This is a genomic window from Candidatus Margulisiibacteriota bacterium (genome assembly GCA_031268855.1).
Taxonomy (GTDB): Bacteria; Margulisbacteria; Termititenacia; order Termititenacales; family Termititenacaceae; genus Termititenax.
The window spans coordinates 1-21,116 of sequence record JAIRWS010000124.1; the positions used below are offsets into that span (position 1 = coordinate 1).

The 21,116-nt window shown below is 50.7% G+C and carries 24 protein-coding genes; 18 read left to right on the top strand and 6 right to left on the bottom strand.

Features of this window, described 5'->3' with window-relative positions; all coding sequences use genetic code 11:
• The coding region (locus LBJ25_07195; GenBank protein ID MDR1453738.1) for a hypothetical protein at positions 1-1,172 on the top strand (1,172 nt) is incomplete at its 5' end.
• Between the two features lie 100 nt (positions 1,173-1,272).
• Here LBJ25_07195 and LBJ25_07200 read toward each other — a convergent pair.
• Entirely contained in the window at positions 1,273-1,557 is a 285-nt protein-coding gene (locus LBJ25_07200; protein ID MDR1453739.1) for a metal-sensitive transcriptional regulator, read from the bottom strand.
• 90 nt (positions 1,558-1,647) lie between these two features.
• Between LBJ25_07200 and LBJ25_07205 the strand changes: the two genes are divergently transcribed.
• Genes LBJ25_07205 through LBJ25_07225 form a run of 5 tightly spaced genes read left to right on the top strand, consistent with a single transcriptional unit; the run spans position 1,648 to position 5,585 of the window.
• Entirely contained in the window at positions 1,648-2,088 is a 441-nt protein-coding gene (locus tag LBJ25_07205; protein MDR1453740.1) for a hypothetical protein, read from the top strand.
• A gap of 7 nt (positions 2,089-2,095) precedes the next feature.
• On the top strand, positions 2,096-3,052 hold the full coding sequence (locus LBJ25_07210; protein MDR1453741.1) for a hypothetical protein: 957 nt from the start codon (positions 2,096-2,098) through the stop codon (positions 3,050-3,052).
• Between the two features lie 17 nt (positions 3,053-3,069).
• Complete coding sequence (locus tag LBJ25_07215) at positions 3,070-3,726, top strand: hypothetical protein (protein ID MDR1453742.1); 657 nt, start codon at positions 3,070-3,072, stop codon at positions 3,724-3,726.
• Positions 3,723-4,907, top strand: coding sequence for an ABC transporter permease (locus LBJ25_07220; GenBank protein ID MDR1453743.1), 1,185 nt, complete (start codon positions 3,723-3,725; stop codon positions 4,905-4,907). Before LBJ25_07215 ends, LBJ25_07220 begins: the two co-directional genes overlap by 4 nt.
• On the top strand, positions 4,908-5,585 hold the full coding sequence (locus tag LBJ25_07225; protein ID MDR1453744.1) for an ABC transporter ATP-binding protein: 678 nt from the start codon (positions 4,908-4,910) through the stop codon (positions 5,583-5,585). It abuts the gene before it with no gap.
• Here the strand turns inward: LBJ25_07225 and LBJ25_07230 are convergent.
• From LBJ25_07230 to LBJ25_07245, 4 genes are all read right to left on the bottom strand, one after another.
• Complete coding sequence (locus LBJ25_07230; protein ID MDR1453745.1) at positions 5,579-7,690, bottom strand: aminotransferase class V-fold PLP-dependent enzyme; 2,112 nt, start codon at positions 7,688-7,690, stop codon at positions 5,579-5,581. The genes LBJ25_07225 and LBJ25_07230 overlap by 7 nt on opposite strands.
• A gap of 105 nt (positions 7,691-7,795) precedes the next feature.
• Positions 7,796-8,020: a sulfurtransferase TusA family protein gene (locus tag LBJ25_07235; protein MDR1453746.1), complete on the bottom strand. Its 225-nt coding sequence runs from the start codon at positions 8,018-8,020 to the stop codon at positions 7,796-7,798.
• 3 nt (positions 8,021-8,023) lie between these two features.
• Entirely contained in the window at positions 8,024-8,506 is a 483-nt protein-coding gene (locus LBJ25_07240; GenBank protein ID MDR1453747.1) for a DsrE/DsrF/DrsH-like family protein, read from the bottom strand.
• Positions 8,507-8,650: 144 nt separating this feature from the next.
• Positions 8,651-8,860, bottom strand: a complete 210-nt coding sequence (locus LBJ25_07245) for a hypothetical protein (GenBank protein MDR1453748.1) — start codon at positions 8,858-8,860, stop codon at positions 8,651-8,653.
• A 266-nt stretch (positions 8,861-9,126) separates the two neighbouring features.
• Here LBJ25_07245 and LBJ25_07250 point away from each other — a divergent pair, with 266 nt between their 5' ends.
• The 12 genes from LBJ25_07250 (at position 9,127) to LBJ25_07305 (ending at position 20,514) form a co-directional block, all read left to right on the top strand.
• The gene (locus LBJ25_07250; GenBank protein ID MDR1453749.1) at positions 9,127-11,859 is read left to right on the top strand and encodes an AAA family ATPase; all 2,733 of its coding nucleotides are present in this window, start codon (positions 9,127-9,129) and stop codon (positions 11,857-11,859) included.
• 166 nt (positions 11,860-12,025) lie between these two features.
• Complete coding sequence (gene thiS / locus LBJ25_07255) at positions 12,026-12,256, top strand: sulfur carrier protein ThiS (protein MDR1453750.1); 231 nt, start codon at positions 12,026-12,028, stop codon at positions 12,254-12,256.
• Complete coding sequence (locus LBJ25_07260; protein MDR1453751.1) at positions 12,237-13,469, top strand: aminotransferase class I/II-fold pyridoxal phosphate-dependent enzyme; 1,233 nt, start codon at positions 12,237-12,239, stop codon at positions 13,467-13,469. Before thiS ends, LBJ25_07260 begins: the two co-directional genes overlap by 20 nt.
• Positions 13,466-14,278: a molybdopterin-synthase adenylyltransferase MoeB gene (gene moeB, locus LBJ25_07265; GenBank protein MDR1453752.1), complete on the top strand. Its 813-nt coding sequence runs from the start codon at positions 13,466-13,468 to the stop codon at positions 14,276-14,278. The genes LBJ25_07260 and moeB overlap by 4 nt, the downstream gene beginning before the upstream one ends.
• 4 nt (positions 14,279-14,282) lie before the next feature.
• A complete protein-coding gene (locus LBJ25_07270; GenBank protein ID MDR1453753.1) occupies positions 14,283-14,678 on the top strand; it encodes a M67 family metallopeptidase in 396 nt (131 codons plus the stop codon).
• The gene (locus LBJ25_07275; protein MDR1453754.1) at positions 14,665-15,531 is read left to right on the top strand and encodes a 4Fe-4S binding protein; all 867 of its coding nucleotides are present in this window, start codon (positions 14,665-14,667) and stop codon (positions 15,529-15,531) included. The genes LBJ25_07270 and LBJ25_07275 overlap by 14 nt, the downstream gene beginning before the upstream one ends.
• On the top strand, positions 15,515-15,748 hold the full coding sequence (locus LBJ25_07280; GenBank protein ID MDR1453755.1) for a sulfurtransferase TusA family protein: 234 nt from the start codon (positions 15,515-15,517) through the stop codon (positions 15,746-15,748). Before LBJ25_07275 ends, LBJ25_07280 begins: the two co-directional genes overlap by 17 nt.
• Positions 15,749-15,752: 4 nt before the next feature.
• Complete coding sequence (locus LBJ25_07285) at positions 15,753-16,181, top strand: NAD(P)-dependent oxidoreductase (protein ID MDR1453756.1); 429 nt, start codon at positions 15,753-15,755, stop codon at positions 16,179-16,181.
• Between the two features lie 12 nt (positions 16,182-16,193).
• Entirely contained in the window at positions 16,194-17,045 is an 852-nt protein-coding gene (locus tag LBJ25_07290; protein MDR1453757.1) for a hypothetical protein, read from the top strand.
• Positions 17,038-18,363, top strand: a complete 1,326-nt coding sequence (gene cobA / locus LBJ25_07295; GenBank protein MDR1453758.1) for a uroporphyrinogen-III C-methyltransferase — start codon at positions 17,038-17,040, stop codon at positions 18,361-18,363. The genes LBJ25_07290 and cobA overlap by 8 nt, the downstream gene beginning before the upstream one ends.
• Complete coding sequence (gene hemB / locus LBJ25_07300) at positions 18,350-19,327, top strand: porphobilinogen synthase (protein ID MDR1453759.1); 978 nt, start codon at positions 18,350-18,352, stop codon at positions 19,325-19,327. The genes cobA and hemB overlap by 14 nt, the downstream gene beginning before the upstream one ends.
• Entirely contained in the window at positions 19,324-20,514 is a 1,191-nt protein-coding gene (locus tag LBJ25_07305; GenBank protein ID MDR1453760.1) for a glutamate-1-semialdehyde 2,1-aminomutase, read from the top strand. Before hemB ends, LBJ25_07305 begins: the two co-directional genes overlap by 4 nt.
• Before the next feature lie 71 nt (positions 20,515-20,585).
• Here the strand turns inward: LBJ25_07305 and LBJ25_07310 are convergent.
• On the bottom strand, positions 20,586-21,116 hold a 531-nt coding region (locus LBJ25_07310), incomplete at its 5' end, for a hypothetical protein (protein ID MDR1453761.1).

The window sequence follows — 21,116 nt, forward strand, 5'->3', positions numbered from 1 at the left end:
CGCTGGCGGCCATAGGTTATGCTGGAACTCTGGACACCAATGATGTGAATGCGCGAAATAATCCCGCTCTGGGCGGCAACCCGGCGGTCATCGCGGTCAATAAAAAAACCGCTGTCGAGGGCGGCACTTTGCTGACCAACGCGGTAAGCCAGAGCGAGCAAAATAAAAACGCGCCCAACGGACTGTATGGAAACGATTTCACAACGGGCAAAGACCTTGCCCCGTCCGATTTCGGCGCGGCAACTAAATTCTTATCCTACACTGGCAGCATCAGTGATAGTGATTGGTATTCTGTTCGTTACAATAATATCGGCAATATTTTTTATTCCGTTGACCTGAAGACCACGGATCTTGCGGAAACATCTCTTGGTATAAAAAACCAAAAACTTTCGTTCACTTTCACTGAAACTGTAGAGAGTATTTCCGCGGTTTATGGCAAAGATCTCGGCAATGGCTTGAGCCTTGGCACGGAATTAGCGGTTAACATATATCATAAAAATCAGGAAGTTGCCGAGTCCAAAAAAGCCGGAAAACCTCTGACAGCCGCCTACAAACTTAATTCTGATAGTTATCTCACTTTGGCTGTCGGCGGCATTTATGCTGTATTGCCTGGACACAAGATTTCTGTATCGCATAAATTTGCTTCGCAGAGAAACGATAATATAAGCAATCGAGACCACAGCGGATCCGTGGTGGTAGAAGGCAGTCAAAATGAAGATGTGCCGGCCGAAACCGCGCTGGGCTATGTTTACAGCGTAAACGACGCGCTGGAGATCGCCGCCAGTTACAAAGCCACCGCCGGCACCAGCTATGACCGTGATATAGATTACAGCAAAGGCGGGACTGATACGTCAGTGGAAACGAGCACTCTACCCAACAGCACATATGGTCTGGCCGCCTCCTACAAATTGACTCCAGAAATCGAGCTGCAGGCTTACGGCACGCATACCAAAGGTTACCGGGCGGCCTGGAATGATATAAACTTGACGCCCGACACGTGGAACAAAGGTTTTGATTTCACGCAAAAAGGCGGCAATGCGCAATGGACGCCTACGTTTTTTAACGGCGGCTCTATATTGTTCGGCTTTTTCAACACTAAAATTGTAAGCGCCGACAATGGTTTTTCGCTCGACGCGACAACCACGCTGGTTTCTTATTCGCACGCTCTTTAAAAAAAGCGGCACTCTCAACGGGGTCAAAAACCTCTTCAGGAAAAACAAGGGCTGTCTAAATGACAGCCTTTGCGTTTCTTTAGAGTTATAGTTTCGGTGCTCAGCTTTGAAATTTATCGAGAAGAGTTTTGATCTCTTCGATTTTTTTGGCGCGTTCCCGCCGGTCGGCGAAAGACTCGGCCACACAGGACTCTAAATGGCTCTGGAGGATATTGCTTTCGACTGAGCGCAGCGCCGAACGTACAGCTTTGAGCTGGATCAGTATCTCCGGGCAGTAACGCCTGTCGGTGATCATTTTTTTCACGCCGTCCAGCTGGCCGCTGATCCGGTTTAAACGCGCGATCTGGCCGGCGTGGCTGGGGTGGCAGTGGTTGGTTTTAGCCATGAATTTATTATATACCCCCTGGGGGCACTTGACAAATGGTTTTTCCTGGTATACCCTATGGGGGTATTCAAGTTTAGAAAGGAGCAAAAAATGAAAAAAATAATTTGGGGAGCGGTTCTGCTAATAGGTTTGAGCTGTCTGGGGCTGGCGCGCGGTGACAAACCGCAAGACCAGATGTCCGGGCCGATTTTGGCCGCTGGCAAAAAAACCGCGATCAATGACCGCTATTCTTTTCAGTACGAGTTTCCGCAAAAACCACAAATGGGCCCGGCGGTTTTAAAAATACTGGTTTATGACAAGCAAAGCCAGTTGTCTGAACAGCGCTCCAGCAATTTAACTATACTGGGCAGTTACGATATGCCGTCGATGCGCGGACATCATGCGTCCCCGCCGACGCCAATTAAAACCAACCGTTTGGGCGATTATCTCTTTCCGGTCGATCTGGTCATGCGCGGCGAATGGGAAATTGTTTTGTCTTTTCAGGAAGACGGTCAGGAAATATACAGCGGCGTTATTTTGTTAAAAGTCTAAAAAAGTCATGCGCAAAATCGGATTGCTGTTCATGATCCTGGGTAGTCTGGCTGCCGCAGACGCCAGTTTGTTTTACACGGAAATTCAGGGCGTGGCCGGTTATTCTGCCGCGGGAAATAAAGTCGTGTATCGCTCCGGCCGCGCGGACGACACCATGCAGTTAAATTCGATCGGGTTTGATTATCTCCAAAAATTTTCCGGCGCTTACAGCGACACCGGCGCGGCGGCGCTGCAGATCCGCGCGGCCTACAACGCGGACAAAGCGGCGGCAGAGCTACAAATTTACAATGCCTACTGGAAAAGCAAAACTCCTTACGGCGATGTCTGGCTGGGGCACAACCGCGCGGCTTTTGGTCTGGCCAGTTACTGGGATACGCACGGCGATCTGCTGCAGCCTCTGCCGATGCACGGCTTTGGCTTTGACCGCGACTGGGGCGCCGGCTGGAATATAGACACGGTTGACGGCGGCTGGCAGGCCGGCCTGACTTCCGGCTCGGGAATGCCGCTGCGCGCGGACGGGAACTGGCTGTTCACCGGCAGAATGTCGCGCGGAACGCTGAGTTATGACAACTACACCATAGGTCTGTCAATTTTGGCTGGCCGGACAATGGACAGCATGGGAGACAGGCCGGATCTGGAATTGGAAAAAATAGAGCTGGCCGCGCTGGACGCCGCTTACAATATTGACAATCTTGAACACAAACTGGAACTCGACAACGGCTCGCGGGCCGGCTGGCCGGCGCTGGCGGGATTTTACCGGCTGGGTGTTAATTTACTGGCAGAAAACCGGCTCAAGCTGGAAGGCCAGTATGTGTACACTAAAATAAATCTTGTGGAAAATTACTGGCTGGGCGCGGGCGCGGCCTACCGTTTCACGCCGGAGTTAACCGGACGCCTGCTGTATGAACTGGAAACCAAAATAAATGAATATAAAGTGGCGGCGCAGGCCTACGCTTATTTTTAATATTTAAGGAGCAACTCGTGTCAAAAATATTTTGGCTGTTAATTTTACTGATCGGCTTGGCTCCGGCGGCGGTCGGCTGCGATCTTAACGATCCCGATCGGGATATTTTGCGCATCGGCACTTATTACACTTCGCTGCGGCCCCGCATCACTTACCAAACCGCTTATCTCTCGCTGGAAAAACTGGGCGGTGAGAAAACCTTGCGCGAAGTGGAAACACGGCTGGGTGATAAATTTTCCGGACTGTACGAAACTATCGATGTCCCTTACACACTATACACACTCTATCAGGGCGAAAAAATTATCGGCTACGTGCACGGCATCAATCAAAAAGGCCGCTACGGAGGCTTACAGGTCTTCCTGGCGTATGACACACAGGGCATTATTAAACATTTTTATTATCAGAAACTCACGTCCCGCCAGGCTCAAGAACTGCGCTCTCCGGAATTTTCCGCGCAATTCAGTGGGCTGTCGCTCCAGGATTTTCTAAATTACGATGTGCAGACCGGCTCCGGCGGCAGCACCAAAGCGCAGGCCATTAAAAACCCCAGTCCGGCAGACGCGGCGGATTTTTTAGCCACCCTGCGCGCGGTCAAGAAAAATTTAATTTTAATGGACATTTTCGTGTTCAATAACAAGGAGAGAACTTCTCCGCCGCAAAGGAGCCAGCCATGAATATTTTTCAGGTCGCTTACAAAAATCTGCTGCGCCGCAAGACGCGCACGCTGTTTACGCTCGCCGGCATCATGCTTTCGACCTGGGTGCTGGTAACGCTGCTTGGTTTCAACAAAGGCTATGAGCAGTCGCTCAATGAAAATATCGAGGGCATGGGTTTTCAGATCGTCCTGACCGCCAAAGGCTGCCCTTATGAAGCGGCCACGTTGATGCTCAAAGGCGGCACCGGCCTGCGCTATATGCCGGAAGCGCTGGTGCGGGATGTGGCGGAGCGCGCGGAAGTGGCTTCGGCCACAGACATGCTGATGCACGCGGAGTTTGACCCCAATAAAGGCGAGAACGGCGGCACGATCGTTTATCTGGGCATCGATCCGCAGACTTATCCGACCCTGAAGCCCTACCTGCAATTTAATCAGGGCGAATGGTTCAGCGCGGACAGCGCGGCGGAAATTGTGCTGGGCTACGAGGCCGCGGAGCTGGAGCAGCGCGAGGCTGGCGACGCAATGCTGCTGCCCGGCAGCACGCAGGAATTCAAAGTAACCGGCGTCTTGAAACGCACCGGCACGCAGGATGACGGCATGATCTTCCTGCCGCTTAAAGCCGCGCAAAAGATTTTCCACAAAGAGGGACAATTGACAATGCTCGGTCTGCGGCTAAAACAGGAGGCCGATCAAAGCGCTTTTGAGGAAGAGCTGTATGCCCTGCCTGACGTGCAGGTCGTGTCCATGGCGCAGGTCAAGAGCACTATTTTAAGTCTGGTCGCCAGCGCCAAAGTCATAGTTCTGTCCATCGCTTTTATCGCTTTTTTGATCGCCATGTTTGGCGTGCTGAACACCGTGCTGATGTCCGTGTTCGAGCGGTTTCAGGAGATCGGCATTTTGAAAAGTCTGGGCGCGCTGCCCCAAGACGTGTTCCAAATGATCCTTATCGAGACTACTCTGCTCTGCGCGCTGGGCAGTTTATCTGGAATTATTTTGGCCTGTCTCTTCTCCCGCTTTTCAGAAATGGTGATCCGCTATCTCCTGCCTTTCGCGCCGAACGGCAGTTTGATTATTATCAGCTGGCCGACGATAATTTTTGCTTTCTTCTCCATAACTCTGGTCGGTCTGGCCGGCGGTGTGTATCCGTCCCTGCGGGCGGCGGCGATACGCCCGCTGGACAGTATCAGGAGCGCAGAATAAATGACATTCATCACAGCAAAAAACCTGACCAGGGTCTACACGCGCGGCGCGGAAAAAATCCACGCTCTGCACAACGCCAGTTTTGCTATTGAACGCGGCGAAATAGCCGCGGTCACCGGCGCGTCCGGCTCCGGCAAAACCACGCTGGTCAATGTGCTGGGCTGTCTCGACAATCCAACCGCCGGCTCTTTAAGCATAAATGGCAAAATTATTTTTCAGAACAATCTGAAATTAGCGGAAACAGAATTAACTAAAATCCGCCGGAGTATTTTCGGCTATGTGTTCCAGAAGTTTTTTCTCCTGCCGACACTGACGGTCAAAGAAAATATTTTGCTGCCCGCTGTATTTCAGCCCGGACTGCGCGCCAGCTCCGCCAGGCTGGCTGAAGTTTTGCAGTTGTTAGGCCTGGAGAAAAGAGCCGAGCATCGGCCCGGCCAGCTTTCCGGCGGCGAGATGCAGAGAACAGCTATAGCCAGAGCGCTAATTAATAATCCGTCTGTGCTGATAGCTGATGAGCCGACCGGCAATCTGGACAGCCGGCGTTCTGAAGAGATCAAAAATTTACTACTGGAATTAAACCAAAAACAAAACCTCACGATCATCCTGGTAACGCATAATCCCGCGCTGGCCAAAATCGGCAGTCAGACGCTGGAATTAAAAGACGGAGTTATTCAATAATTGCTCGCGGCGCTGGCCAGCGTTACAGCTGGCGGCGTGGCAAATTGCCGGCGCTCAAGCTCATCAAGCCTATCTTGAAATCCCGGCGTCAGGTTTTCATACAGCAAGGGCAGCGGCGCGCCGTGTTCCTCGAGATTCAAAGTCCGCAGTCTGTCTGTATTGTCCGGCAGAGCGTTCAAAAAAACCTCAGCGTTTTCCAGCTGATCCAGCAAGGCGCGGCGGTAAGCGTATTTACTGCCGGCTGGTTTAGGCTGCGCATTTAATAACTGCCTTTGACTGAAAACCCAGGCCGCCTGCGCCGCGCCGACATTTTCCGCGTCGGTCACATTCACATCAATATATTCCGCGACCTGGAAAGCGGTTTTGAAACGATAGCCGCCGTCCCTGTCCAGCTCATATAGAGCAAGTAGTTTGTGGCCGTGCGCGGAGAGCAGTTTTAAGGCCTCGACGATATAACTCATCTGTTCCGGCGTGAAGAGCCAATGCGGATTGAGGCGCACCCAGCCCGGCTTGCCGGCAAAAACATTTGCGCACACTTTGTCCTGCATCAGGCGGGAAGCCTTTTCGCTGATCTCCAAAAGATAATGTCCATACTCGCCGGCGCAGGAGCAGCCCGGCCGCGTCTGAATACCAAAAAGATCGCTCAATACTCTGGCGACAAATTTGGGATGCAGCACGCCAGCGCCCTGCGGAATATCGTGCCGGATATTAAAAGAAAAAATCGGCGCCCTTTTTTCCAATTCCTGATCACCGTAGAGAATAATCCCGGGATCGCCGCGCAGATAATCGAACAGCGGCTCGGATAATTTGCGCTCGATCTTTTGAATATTGGCAAAACCGATAACATTGTAGGTCAGGTCTATGGCCAATCCCAGCCGCAGCACGCCAATGCCGTTGGGCGTGCCGGACAGCTCGCGTTCCAAAATATCGCGCGAATACTCCACGTCCCAGAGCGAAACATGCCAAACCGTGCCGCCGGCTTTGTTGGTGGGATGCAGCTGCGCGGGATAAATAGCTTTGTTGAACACCAGCAGTCCAGTGCTACCCGGGCCGCCGGGCAGCTTGTGCGGCGAAGCGACCACCGCGTCGATCAGCGGCCGTCCATCCTCGGTACGCGGGCTCAGGTCTATCGGCTCATAAGCCAGCGACGCGGCATGATCGTAGATCGTCAGCGCGCCGTATTTTTTGGCCAGCGCCGCGGTAGCCTGAATATCCGTCAAATGTCCGGTCACATTGGACGCCGCGGAAAAAGACACAATGATCTTCCGTCCCTGTGCGCGCAAGTCCTGCAAAAGTTTTTCATAATGCGCCAGATCAATATCCACCGTGCCGGACACGAACGGCACAATAATTTTATCCGCCAGCGTACCGTCATACGGCAGCGTGTTACCGTGATGCTCCTGCCCGGTGATCAAAACCACCGGCCGGTTTTGGTCTGGAATAAACTTCTCCAGCCACTCTTCGAGCAATTTATAGACGGCGGCCAGACCTTCGTCCAGCGCATCGATCTCGGCCAGCAGCCATTTGTCCCTGGCTTTTTTGTACTGCGCTTCCCAGCGGTTTTTTTGCTCGGAAAATCTATTGATCTGTTTTTTTAATTCCAGCAGGCGCGCCCGCTCCGCGCCGGACACGCGCTCCAAAACAGCCGGCGCAATGTCCAGCCCCAGTATTTTATGCAGACGCTCCAGCGCGCCGGAGGTGCCCTGCCCCACCGGCAGCACCACATAATTTTCTGGATCGGCGCGCAGCGCCTTGTGGATCAGCGCGATCAGGCTGTTGAACGCCGTGTGGGAAAAATCCGCCGTCAGCGTGTCCTGAGTATGCGTATTGCCAAAACGCCGAGCGAACCATTTTTCATACTCGAGGAGAAAATCCAGCTGCTTACCCTGCGCCGTATAATCAGCGTAAAGCTGGCGGACATGTCCAAACACTGTGATCTCCTCGGCTTCGCCGCCGGCCAGCTGCCCGCGTAAAAATTCCAGTTTATTTTCCAGGCTGACATTTTTGGCCAGAATTTCCGGAATAGAAAATTCTGCTACAGGATTTTGCGGTTTAGTTTTTTCCCGCAACTCAGTAACTAAATCCGCAATGATTTTTTTCAACATAACGCAACCTCTGTTTTTTTATTTATCTGCAGAGGTCTGCTCGATATGTCTTTTAGCGCTTATATATCGCAAGTTTCAAAAAAAGATTTCGTTTTTTTTATACTCTCACTTCTTTATTATAACCTTATGCACGACCGCGTCGATCTGCTCAACGCCCAAAACTTTATAACCCTGCTCGCGCGCCGCGCGCGGCACATTGTCCAGCGGCTCGCCGGCAGTCAGCCGCACTTCCAGAATATCGCCCTCGCGCAACCGGCTCAAGGCAAACTTCGTTTTCACAAAAGTCATCGGGCAATGCTCTTTGGTAATATCCAAATACTGTGTCAGCATAGCCTAAATAAACAGCGTCGTGCCGCCCTCCTGCAATTCTAAAAACGAACCGATGCCGATCACTTTTTTGACTTCCGGGATAAAATCGTCCTTTTGCAGAGCGAGGATCACCCCGGCCGTCTCGCAGGCGTAAAAATTCACGCCCAGTTTTATTGAGGCGTCGATCAACTCATCAACTCCGGCCACATTGCGTTTCTTGGCCAGATTGCCGAGCAGCAACGGGCTCAATCCCGCAAAATTCAGGCGGGAAAGAGGCAGATTGTTCCGGCCGCCCAGCAGGAAATTGAAAAAACGGGCGCGAAAACCTTTGCCCAAGAAATGCCGCCCGCGTTTTCTCTTAATAATATCCAGGCCAAAAAATGTGAAAAATAAATTCACTTCATAATCCAGAGCCGCCGCGCCGGACGCTATCGTGAACGCGGCAAAAGCCTTATCATAGTCCCCGCTAAAAACAATTATCGATAATTTCTTTTTCTTGTCCGCCATATTTTTACTCCTTTGTTTTTATAATATTTATCATATCTGAATAGTATGATATATGGAATTGTTTAAGTTGTCAAGCGCTTTTTTATTCTGACAAAGGGACAGGCACGATTTTGCAGATGTTTTCATAGCCAGAGCATTACCAGCTTATTTACACATCTTATTGAAGGTGATGTGCTTTTCTTTCAGCGAGATTTTCCCGACCTGATAACCGTACGCCGCGAGCTCCTTTTTGAACGTCAGAAAAGAATGATCGATCGGGATTCCCGTAATCTCCTGGATCCCGGCGAAGGTCAGTTTGAAAGACGGCCTGCCGTCCTTTTGGACATATTCCCATAACGGGGTGTACTTGCTCATACTTCGGTCTCTTTCCAGTCCCACCAAGTTTTGCTTGCTTTCCGGAAACTACCTGTCGCGGTTGATGTAACACGCCGCCATGCTCGCCTCAATGTCGGGACTTTCGTTTGCAAGCATAACATAAATTTGCCCGGGTCAATACCGTTTGACAAAGAGAGCCGCCCGTTAGGTAACGCAACCAACCATCTTGGCTTTGCGTGAAATCAAGATTAGAAATGTTATAATTATATTTAGAAAGCATTCAGACAAAAGGCTGTACAGAAGTAATGCTGAATAAAAATGCAATTTATATTCTTAAAGGAAAAGATTGCACGAATAAAATTCGTTCAATCCACCGGCTGACGAATGGAATGTATGAAGTTTGCTTCCTAACAAACAGCAGAAAATTCACATATTCGCCCGCAAATGTTCAAATTCGGCAAAAGAAACAATCTGTTAATACACAAGATTGTCTTGTGCTAATTGCTGGCAAAGTGCAAAGTGGTGTAAGACAAATTGATGATTATGACGATTATTCCAAATTATTATACAAGACTGGTTTTGAAAAATTGGTTAAAAAACATTTATTAAAATTGGTACATTCTTGCCTTAGCAATACCGGCGCCAAAACCAAATTTGATTATTTCAAGTCCATTGCCCGCGCAATCAGTTTAGACACCGAAGAAGGCAAAAATATTCTTGGGTCATATTATGAGAGAATTAGCTTTATTCGCGAAGATACACTGCTGGCGAATTTTCTTATTGGCGAGATACCAGATAATGAATATCGTAATGAGCGTCAAAACATCTTTCCGTTTGGATTTAATGAATCGCAAAAACTTGCGACAGAAAACGCAATGAACCATCGGCTGAGCGTTATTGAGGGTCCGCCCGGCACCGGTAAAACACAAACTATTCTAAATTTGATTGCTAACATCATCAAAAACGAGAAGACAGTCGCCGTCGTGTCGAGCAACAACTCTGCAACAGACAACATATATGAGAAACTGCAAACCCAGGGTGTCGATTGCCTTGCCGCACGACTTGGAAGTATGAAAAACAAGCAAGCGTTTGTGCATGGCCAGTGCGTGCCGCCGGAAGAAAAGTTGCGTTCCTGGAAACTGGAATATTGCAATATGCAAAAAATAGACGATGAGTTAAACAGATTGGCGCACGAAATAGATGCTGTCTTGGCGAAAAAAAACCAGCTGGCGCTTTTACAAACAGAACTCGATTCTATTCTTACTGAGTCAAAGCATTTTCTAATCTATTGCAAAGATAATTATCTCAATATGAAAATTCCGACTTTTAGAAAGCCAGCTGGCCCGGGCAAATTGCTTGATTTGTGGTATAAGGCTGGAAAGAAAAAGAGCGCCTTGTCGTTGTTTGACAAAATAGGGGCATATTTCTTTTGTGGCATTAAAATAAATAGTTTTTATAAACAAAATCTATCAACTATAATTGCGGCGCTGCAAAAATCGTACTACAAGGCGAAGATTGACGAATTGGAACAGACGATTGAAAACCTTGAAAATGGTCTTTTAAGTAATAATGTAGACGAGAAAATAAGTCGCCACGCTGATTTATCTATGAAAATTTTTCGAGCGTATATTGCTAAAAAATACTTAGAAAAACCCAGAAAATCTAATTACGCGCTGGACGACTTATGGAAAAATTCGGAGAAATTCATAGAAGATTATCCGGTAGTGTTAAGTACAACATATTCATTACGTAGCAATTTATCAAATAATTATGTATATGATTATGCGATTGTGGACGAGGCGTCACAAGTTGATTTAGCAACTTTTGTGCTTGTGTTGTCCTGTGCGAAAAACGCCGTTGTTGTCGGCGATAAAAAACAACTGCCAAATGTTCTAGATGCTGAGGCTAAATTAAAAGATCGCAAAATTTTTTCACAATTTAACCTTTCGGAAAAATACATGTTTTCTAAACATAGCGCGCTGTCTGCTATTACAGATTTATTCGGCGATCAAATTCCAAGCCAATTACTACGTGAACATTATCGCTGCCACCCGAAGATTATTGGTTTTTGCAATAAAATGTTTTATGACAACCAGCTGATTATCTTGACGCCAGAAATTAAGGATACGCAGCCCCCACTGAAAATTTACACAACAGTAAAAGGAAATCATGCGCGGGAAAATCATATCAATCAAAGACAAATCGATGTTACTTTGCAGGAAGTTGTGCCGAAAGAAGGATTGGATCTGCTTGACGGAACCGTGGGGATCGTTACACCATATAGAAATCAAGCGCAGGCATTAAGCACCGCGTTAACCGGGAGTAATGTGCTTGCCGCAACAGTCGATAAATTCCAGGGTCGTGAAAGAGAAACCATTATAATAAACACGGTGGATAACAAAATTAGCGATTTTGCCAGCAATCCGAATCGATTAAATGTAGCCATTTCTCGCGCCAGGCGGAAACTTATTGTAGTCACAAATGGAAATGAAAGCTCTACGCATACCGGTATTGACGAACTAATTGATTATATTAAATATAATAATTATGAAGTAGTAAGCAGTGAGATAAGATCTATCTTTGACAACCTGTATTCAAGCCATTACAAGCGTAAGGTCAAAAAGGCGCGCAAAGGTTCATCGCTGGCCGAAGATTGGATGTTAGAATTAATAAGCGCAATTTATAAAGAAAATAATTTTACCAATCTCGGCACAGTGTTGGAATATCCGTTGAAGTTGCTCGTTGATACAAAACGGCTAGAGGGTCGTGAAAAAGAGTATGCGCAGAACGATTGGACCAGAGTAGATTTTGTAATTTTTCGCAAAACATCCAAACAGCCGCTGCTTGCGCTAGAAGTTGATGGGTGGGCTTTTCATAATGCCAACAACGAAGCCGCCAAGACTCAGCGCGAGCGTGACGCTATAAAAAATAAATTATTGAACGAAGCAAATATTCCGTTGATTAGATTTAAAACAATCGGCAGCAATGAAAAAATAATTTTAACAGCTAAGCTAGAAGAATTACTTGATGGCAGATGATAGGCGTGAAAATGCAGGAGTTTTTGCTTTATGCGGTTACAAATTTTGTATATGCTTTACCATCATTAGGTTAGCGCAGCCAAATTTGACACTCCGTATTTCTTGGCATATACTCCCAAACACTACTAATTAAATATGATTAATATAGTTAGGGGTAAAAACAACAATGAATATTATTATCAACGGCGCGGCGGAAAAAATAGAGCAGGATAATTTAACTGTGGCGGAACTTTTGACCGCCCGGAAAGTCGAAGCTCCCGATATGGTCTCCGTGCAGCTCAACGGCGAATTTGTCCAGCGCGCGGATCTGGCGCGGGCGCGGCTAAAAGAAAACGACGCGGTGGATTTTCTTTACTTTATGGGCGGCGGAGCGGACGATGAGCGGCTTTGCCACTAAAAGTATTCACACCAGGTTTTTAAAAAAGGACGCGCATAACGCTCTGCATATGCCGGTCTATGATAGCGTGGCTTTTGCGGCGGACACCGCCGAGGAATTGGAAGCGTCCTTTCGCGGCCGCAAACCGGCGCACACTTACTCGCGGATCTCCAATCCGACTGTCGAGCATTTTGAGCAGAAGGTCAAAAATTTTTCTGGCGCGCAGGGCGTGACCGCCGTGGCTTCCGGCATGGCGGCGCTTTCCGCTTTGTTCCTGACCATAGCCGGACAGGGCGACAACATCGTTACGACGCGGCATATTTTTGGCAACACTTATTCTTTGTTCGCCACCACCTTGAAACAGTGGGGACTGGAAACCCGCTATACAGACCTGACCGATCTGCGCCAGACGGAACACGCTGTCGATGCGCGGACGCGCGCGCTGTTCCTGGAAACCATCACCAATCCGCAGCTGGAAGTGGCGGATATCGCCGGTCTGGCGGAGATTGCCCAAAAGAAAAAAATTCTGCTGATCGCGGACACAACGCTTACTCCGCCGTATCTTTTTGACGCCGGGAAATTTGGCGTGCAGCTGGAGATTTTGTCCAGCACCAAATATATTTCCGGCGGCGCGACTTCGCTGGGCGGTTTGATCCTGGATTACGGCGTCTATGACTACCGTCACAATCCGCATCTAGCGGAGCAGGCCGCCAGGTTTGGTCCGTACGCGCTGCTGCAGGTTTTGAAAACGCGCGTCTGCCGCGACCTCGGCAATATTCTCTCGCCGCACAACGCCTATCTGCAAAGCGTGGGACTGGAAACTTTGGTCTTGCGCGCCAAACTTTCCTGCGCCAACACGCTGGCTCTGGCGGAGTTTTTACAGACGCAGCCGCAGGTACGCCGGATCAATTATCCCGGACTGGCGGATTCACCATCTTTTGCGCTGGCGCAAAAACAATTTCCCAACGGCGCGGGCGCGCTTTTGACTTTTGAGCTGGAGTCGCGGGAGAAATGTTTTAGATTTCTAAACCAGCTTAAACTGATCCGCCGCGCCACCAATCTCAACGACAACAAAACGCTGATCATTCATCCGGCTTCGACGATTTTCAGCGAATACAGCGCGGAGCAAAAAACCGCGATGGGCGTGCCGGAAACCCTGATCCGGCTGGCGGTCGGTATTGAAGATTTGGCGGATTTGCAGGAAGATTTACAGCAGGCATTGGAGGCGGCATGAATTTTACGGACGAACAGCTCGAGCGTTACAGCCGGCATATTATTTTAAAAAATGTCGGCATTGAGGGACAGGAAAAAATTTGCGCCGGCAAAGTATTGATCATCGGCACGGGCGGCCTGGGCGCGCCAGCGGCTCTCTATCTGGCGGCGGCGGGCGTGGGTGTTATCGGTCTGGTCGATGGCGATGTGGTCGACCGCACCAATCTGCAAAGGCAGGTCATTCATTTCACGCCGGATATTGGCAAACCGAAAGTTCTTTCCGCTCAGGAAAAAATCGCACAGATCAACCCGGAAGTTAAAGTAAAAACGTATCATACTCTGGCGCGCGCGCAAAATATTTTAGACTTGATTCAGGATTATGATTTTATTATTGACGGTACGGATAATTTTCCGGCCAAATTTCTAATTAACGATGCCTGCGTGCTGGCCGGCAAGCCTTTTTCACACGGCGGCATACTGCGTTTTGACGGCCAGACCATGACACATTTGCCAGGCACGGCCTGCTACCGCTGTGTTTTTAACGCGCCGCCGCCCAAAGATCTGGTGCCGACCTGCGCGCAGGCCGGCGTGCTGGGCGCGGTGGCCGGTATGCTGGGCACGATCCAGGCGGCGGAGGCCTTAAAATATCTGACCGGCGCCGGAGAATTGTTGACGGACAAACTTTTGGTCTTTGACGCGCTGACGATGAATTACCGCACGGTAAAAATTAAGCGCAATGAAAATTGTCCGCTCTGCGGCCGGCAGCCGTCTATCACGGAACTCCAGGATGAAGAACAGCCGGTCTGCGAGTTGAAACCTAAAAAAGGCTGACCCGATGCTGACTATTGGCCGAAAATTAATCGAAGAAATTTACGCGCATGGTTTTGCCGAAGCGCCGCTGGAAGCCTGCGGCTATCTGGTCGGGCGGGACGGCGTGGCCGCTAAATACTATCCGATGACCAATACCGATCAGAGCGCCGAGCATTTTTCGCTTGACCCGCAGGAACAGTTCGCGGTGGCTAAGGACGCGCGGCAGAGAGGGCTGCAGATCCTCGCGGTGGCGCACACCCACCCGGCCAGTCCGGCGCGTCCTTCACCGGAAGATATTCGTCTGGCCTATGATCCCCATATTTTGTATGTGATCTATTCACTGCTGGAGCCGCCGGTTATCAAAGCTTTTCGCATCCGGCAGGGCGCGGTGAGCGAGGAGGAAATCCATGCCGGAGCTTGACACCGCGGAGTTAAAAAAAGTCGGCACGATACAGCAGCGCGACAAGGAATATTTTGTGCTGCGTTTGCGGCTGGCCGGCGGCAACACCAATTCCGCCGATCTGCGGACGGTAGCGGAGATCGCCAGCAAATACGGCCGCGACGCTGTTCATCTTTCTACGCGGCAAGGTATAGAGATACCTTACGTGCCGGCGGACAAAGTTCTGGAGGCACGGCAGGCACTGGAAGATGCCGGACTCAAAATGGGCGCCTGCGGCCCGCGCATCAGAGTGGTGGTAGCCTGTCAGGGCAAGGATATCTGCAAATGGGGCATTATTGACACCAAATCTATCGCCCGCCGGCTCGACGCGGAATATTTCGGACAGGACACGCCGCATAAATTTAAATTTGGCGTGACGGGTTGTCCGCACAACTGCGCCAAGGCTTCGGAAAACGACGTCGGCATTATGGGCGGCATTCGGCCGGAATGGCAGCCGGAAAATTGCACGCGCTGCGGTCTATGTGTGAGCGTCTGTCCGACGCAGGCCATTGTTCAGGACGGCGCGAAATTTACGCTGAACGAGGAAAAGTGTCTTTATTGTTCTATCTGCACCGCGCTGTGTCCGCAAAACAGCTGGCGGCGCAAAGCCGAGGGGTATCTGCTGACCATCGGCGGCACGATGGGCAAACAGCAGCGTTTGGGCGATAAACTGACCGGCCTGCTGACCGACCTGGAAACAGTTTATATATTAATCAAAAAGATAGTGGAATATTACCGGCAAAACGGCCGCAAGCGTGAGCGTTTTGGCCAGACTATTGACCGCCTCGGTTTGGCGCGAGTGCGCGAGGAGCTGTTAGATGGATTTTCCAATTAGTAAAAGTCTTGATCTAAGCGGCGTGACCTGCCCTTTAAATTTTGTCAAAACCAAAGCGGCTCTGGCGCAAATCCAATCCGGCGAATATTTGGAAGTGCTGCTGGATGAAGGCGAACCGCTGCTCAATGTGCCGCGCAGTCTTAAAGACGAAGGACATACTATAGTGCGGGTCACGCCACAGGACACACAGTTCAAACTGATCGTGCGCAAGGCTTAAAATTATGTTTCTGCCGGTCGGCCTAAATCTTAAAAACAAAAAAATTCTGATCGTGGGCGCGGGCGCGGCAACGGCGCAAAAGATCCGCGCCTTAAAAAAGTATCAGGCACGGATCACGCTGCTGGCGCCAGAGATAAAATTTCCGACGCGGTATAAAAAACTAAAAAAAACTTACGCGCCGGCGGATCTGGCTGGCTATGCTTTGGTCTATGCCTGCACTAATGACCGGAAATTAAATAAGCAAATCGCCGTGGACGCGCGCCGCCGGAATATTTTAGTTAATGTCTGTGATGCTCCGCAATATTCGGATTTTATTTCTCCCGCGATCTACAAACGGGGGATCATGAGCGCCGCGGTATTTTCCGACGGACGGAATGTGCGCCGCAGTCTGGCCTGGCGGGAGAAGATCGGTAAAATTTTTCAGAAAGGATAATTTTAAGACCCGATGATTATCTGCAAAGGCCGCGATCTGCAATTTAGTCTAGAACAACGCGAGGATTATCTGCGGATCTTGCAGCCCGACTCGAAACATTATGTCACGTTATTCACCTGCGACCGTGTGGAATTGTACGAAGGCTCCGGCGCGGCGCATCCAGACACGGCCGGACATTTATTCCGCGTAACAGCCGGACTGGAATCAGCTTTGCTCGGCGAGACCGCTATTCAGGGACAGGTCAAGCGGGCTTATTTGGCGGCGCAGGCGCGCGGCTTGCCCGCAGAAATGCATCGCCTATTCCAAAACGCTCTGCGCGTAGGCAAGAGAGTGCGTACCGAGACCGCTCTTTCCCGCGGCGCGATGTCGCGCGGCCAAACTGTGCTGGAAGCGATCGTTGATTTAAAAATAGACTTGAGCCGCTCGCGCATTTTAGTTATCGGCGTTAATAATCTAAATAAGACTGTCGTGAAATATTTAGTCCGGCGCGGCGCTAAAACTATTTTTCTGGCCAATCGTTCTTATACCAAAGCCTTAGCGTGGAGCAGAGAATTGAATTGTCAGGCGTTTAGACTAGCTGCTCTGCCGCGGCTGGCCGCGCGGTCAGATATTATTATTTCCGCGACCGCCGCGCCGCATTTGATCCTGCAGGCGGAGCAGTTTGCCGCCAGACAGCCGGTAATTATTTTTGATCTGGCCGTGCCCAGAGATATTGATCCGGCTATTGGCCGGCTGCCCAACATCACTTTGTACAACAATGAGGATATTGAAAAAATTATCCGCGCCAAGCAAAATAATCGCGCCGCGGAGATAGCGGCGGCAGAGAAAATTATTCAGGAAGAACTGGTTAAATTTTATGGTTAGATTAGTAATTGCTTCCCGTAATAGTCCGCTAGCTCTGAAACAAGTGGAGGAAGTTTTCAGTTTCCTGCCCGGCGTAAAATATCGTCTGCTGGCCGCTACCAGCTATGGCGACAAGCACAAAAATATTTCTCTGCTGGACGCGCCGCCTCCGGATATTTTTACCAGAGAGCTGGACGAGATTATCCTGCGCGGCCAGGCAGACGCGGCTGTACATTCCGCCAAAGATCTGCCATATCCTTTGCCGGACGGCCTGACCGTAGCGGCGCTGCTGCCAGCCGGGGATCAACGCGACGCGCTGGTGAGCCAAAATAATTTACCTTTGCGCAAATTGCCACGCGGCGCGGCAGTCGGCACCAGCTCTCCTTTGCGCCGGCAGGAGTTGTTAGCCCGCCGCCCGGATCTGCGTATCGTTTCCCTGCGCGGTAATATCGGCGAGCGTCTGCAAAAAGTGGACGGCGGCCAAATGGCGGCGATCGTTGTCGCGGTTTGCGCGCTACAGCGGCTGGGTTTAGCCGGACGCATTGCGGAGCTACTGCCTTTCCCTACGCATCCACTGCAGGGGCATTTGGCGGTGACGACGCGCGCTGACCGCCGGGATTTGCTAAAAATATTCCAGCCTTTGGACACGCGCCGCGCTTGGGGCCGCGCGGCTCTGATCGGCGCCGGGCCTGGCGATCCGCTACTGCTGACCAGACAGGCGGATATTTATCTGCGGCGGGCGGACATTATTTTTTATGATGATCTGGCGCGGGAAATAGTTAAAGATTATACCGCGCGAAAAATTTACGCTGGCAAACGTAAGGGGCATCAGACTTGCGCGCAGGAGGCACTGAATGAAAAATTGTATCAGGCGGTCAAGGCTGGATCGAATGTGGCGCGCTTAAAAGGCGGCGACCCTTTTATTTTTGGACGGGGCGGCGAGGAACTGGAATATTTGCAACGGCGTCTGGCCGCGGTGGATGTTGTGCCCGGCATTACGGCCGCGTCCGCCGCCGCGGCTCTGGCGCAAATTCCTTTGACCAAACGCGGACAGTCTGCCAGCGTGGCGCTGCTCTCCGGTCATCCGGCGCGTAAAATAAAAGTTCCGGCGGCGGACACACTGGTTTACTATATGGCCGGAACAACTCTGGCCGCGGTGTCCGCCAAATTACTGCGTTCCAGTCTGCCACCGCGCGCTCCAGCGATCTGCGTGTCCAACGCTTACTTGCCAGAGCAGTGTATAATCAAAACTACGCTTCAGGAATTAAAACATTTAAAAATAAAAACTCCGCTGATTTTAATCGTCGGACGGACTGCGGGAAGCCATGTCAGGATTTAAGAGATTTAGAGCATACCGCCTTGACCAAACTGTCCGCGATAAATACGCGGAAGTTCATTTGTCGGCCAAAGATTTTGTACAGCCTTATTTTGTGGTAAATGGCGCGGGAATAAAACGCGCGTTAAAATCTCTGGCCGGAGTCTGGCATTTTTCTATAGACGAATTATTAAAAGAATTGGCGCGTCTGACCGCGGTTGGCGTGGACAAGATACTGTTGTTTGGCGTGCTGGAAAAAGAGCATAAGGACGCGCGCGGCAGTCAGGCCTATGCTCAAGGAAACTTGCTCGCGCGCGCGATCGCAGCAATTAAAAACACCTATCCGGCGCTGACAGTCATAACCGATATTTGCCTCTGCGCGTACACGGATCACGGCCATTGCGGGCTGCTGGACGGCCAGAGCGTGCTCAATGACGAGACCCTGCCTTTGCTGGCGGCTATGGCTGTATCGCACGCGCGCGCCGGCGCGGATATTGTCGCTCCGTCAGCCATGCTGGACGGGCAAGTCGGCGCGCTCCGCGCGGCATTGGATAAGGCCGGCTGCGCCAAAACGAAAATTATGGGTTATTCGGTCAAATATGCTTCCAGCCTCTACAGTCCTTTTCGTGAAGCGGCGCAGTCCGCTCCCGCTTTTGGCGACCGGCGCAATTACCAAATGGATTACCGCAACATCAGTCAGGTCTTGCCGGAAGTGGCGGCGGATATAGAAGAAGGCGCGAATATAGTCATGGTCAAACCGGCGCACACTTATCTTGATATTATTCAGCGGGTCAGAACGCAATTTCCGCAAATACCGCTGGCGGCCTATCACACTTCCGGCGAATATATGCTACTCAAGGCCGCCGCGCAGGCTGGATATTGTGACGAAATCCAGACCGCCAGAGAGATACTGACAGCGGTCAAAAGAGCCGGCGCCGATTGGCTGATCACTTACTATGCTCAAACTTTTGCGGAGCATTTGTTATGAGCCGGTCAGCCAGAGCTTTTGCGGCGGCTAAACGCTATCTGGCCGGCGGCGTAAACAGCCCTGTGCGTTCTTTTCGATCCATCGGTGGAACTCCGCCTTTTATCCAGCGCGGCGCGGGCGCTTATTTGTCCGACATTGACGGCCGTAAATATTTAGATTTTTGTTTGTCCTGGGGCGTACATATTTTGGGACATAATCCTCCGGCAGTGATCCGGGCGGTGCGGCGGACTTTGGCGGACGGCCTGTCTTTCGGCGCGCCGACAGAGCTGGAGACTCAATTGGCCAGACTGCTTATTTCGGCTATTCCCTCTCTGGAAAAAGTCCGCTTTGTCAGCTCCGGCACCGAAGCGACAATGAGCGCGCTCAAACTGGCGCGTTATTATACCGGCCGCCGCAAGATCGTCATGCTGGAAGGCGGGTATCACGGCCACGCCGAGCATCCGGAAATTTTGCGCGCGCCGTTCAATGACCGCTCGGCTATGGAGAAAATTTTTGCGCGGCACAAAAATAAGATCGCCGCGCTGATCGTTGAGCCCGCGCCGGCCAATATGGGTGTGATCTTGCCGGAAGCTGGTTATCTGGCTTTTTTAAGAGAGTTGACCGCCGCGCAAAAAACCGTGTTGATCTTTGACGAAGTGATCACCGGTTTTCGCCTGAGCTGGGGCGGCGCGCAAAATTATTTTGGCGTGACGCCCGATCTGACCTGTCTGGGCAAGATCATCGGCGGCGGTCTGCCGGCGGCGGCCTATGGCGGCAAAGCAGAATTAATGTCTCTGGTCGCGCCAGCTGGCCCTGTCTATCAGGCCGGCACGCTTTCCGGCAATCCGCTGGCTATGGCCGCCGGTCTGGCCACACTACGGGAGCTGCAAAAGCCGCGAACACACCAAACTCTGCGGAAAAACGCGGAATATTTTTTTACGGAATTATCCCGGCGTCTGCCGCCAAATGTACAGCTGAATTGTTTCGGCACGATGTTCACACTTTTTTTCACCACGGCCAAAGTACGGGATTACCGCTCGGCGCAAACCAGCGATGTCAAGAAATTTGCGCGGTTTTATCATAAATTACGGCGCGCGGGAGTTTATTTTTCACCGGCACAATTTGAAGCGGATTTTATTTCCGCGCGGCACACGCCGGCGGAATTAGAGCGGACTCTGAAAATTATTCTTGCCGCTTTGGCGGTATGAAAAAATTTTTCCTAAAGCCAGAGGCTGCCTTACGGCAGCCCCTGGGATTTCACTCTTAAGTTACGCTTGTTTTAGAAAGCGTGCGAGTAGGACAGCGAAGTATTGGTGATGTCAAACACATTGCCGACATTTTTGTCCTCGCTGACCAGTCTGGTGACATAGCTGCCCAGCAATACCGTGCCGCCGTTCAGGAAAGACGGGCTGTACTGTACATTGGCGCCGAGCTGTGTCACATCGTAGCCTTTTTCTTCAGCGCCGGTCAGACCGCTGGTCAGGCTGTTCCTGTAATTGCGCAGGAAATTACCGTAACCCTGCAGCTCCCATTCGTTAGTGACTTTGTAGCTGGCGGCAAAGCCGTAAGAATTTACCGGCTGAATGGAGACTGTCTCGGTATAATCATCTCCATTTTCGACTTCTGTATTTTTTTCATAGGTCAAGCCCCAGAAAGTCTTGAACACGCCGGCCAGTTCCAGCGCGTCATTTACTTTATATATGTAGGCCAGACCGGTTTCATTGGCCAGGACTTCATTATAGTCGGTTACTTTGCCGTTGCTGTTGTTGGTGTCGGCGGTGTGGACGTTTCTATCCTGACTGAATTTCTG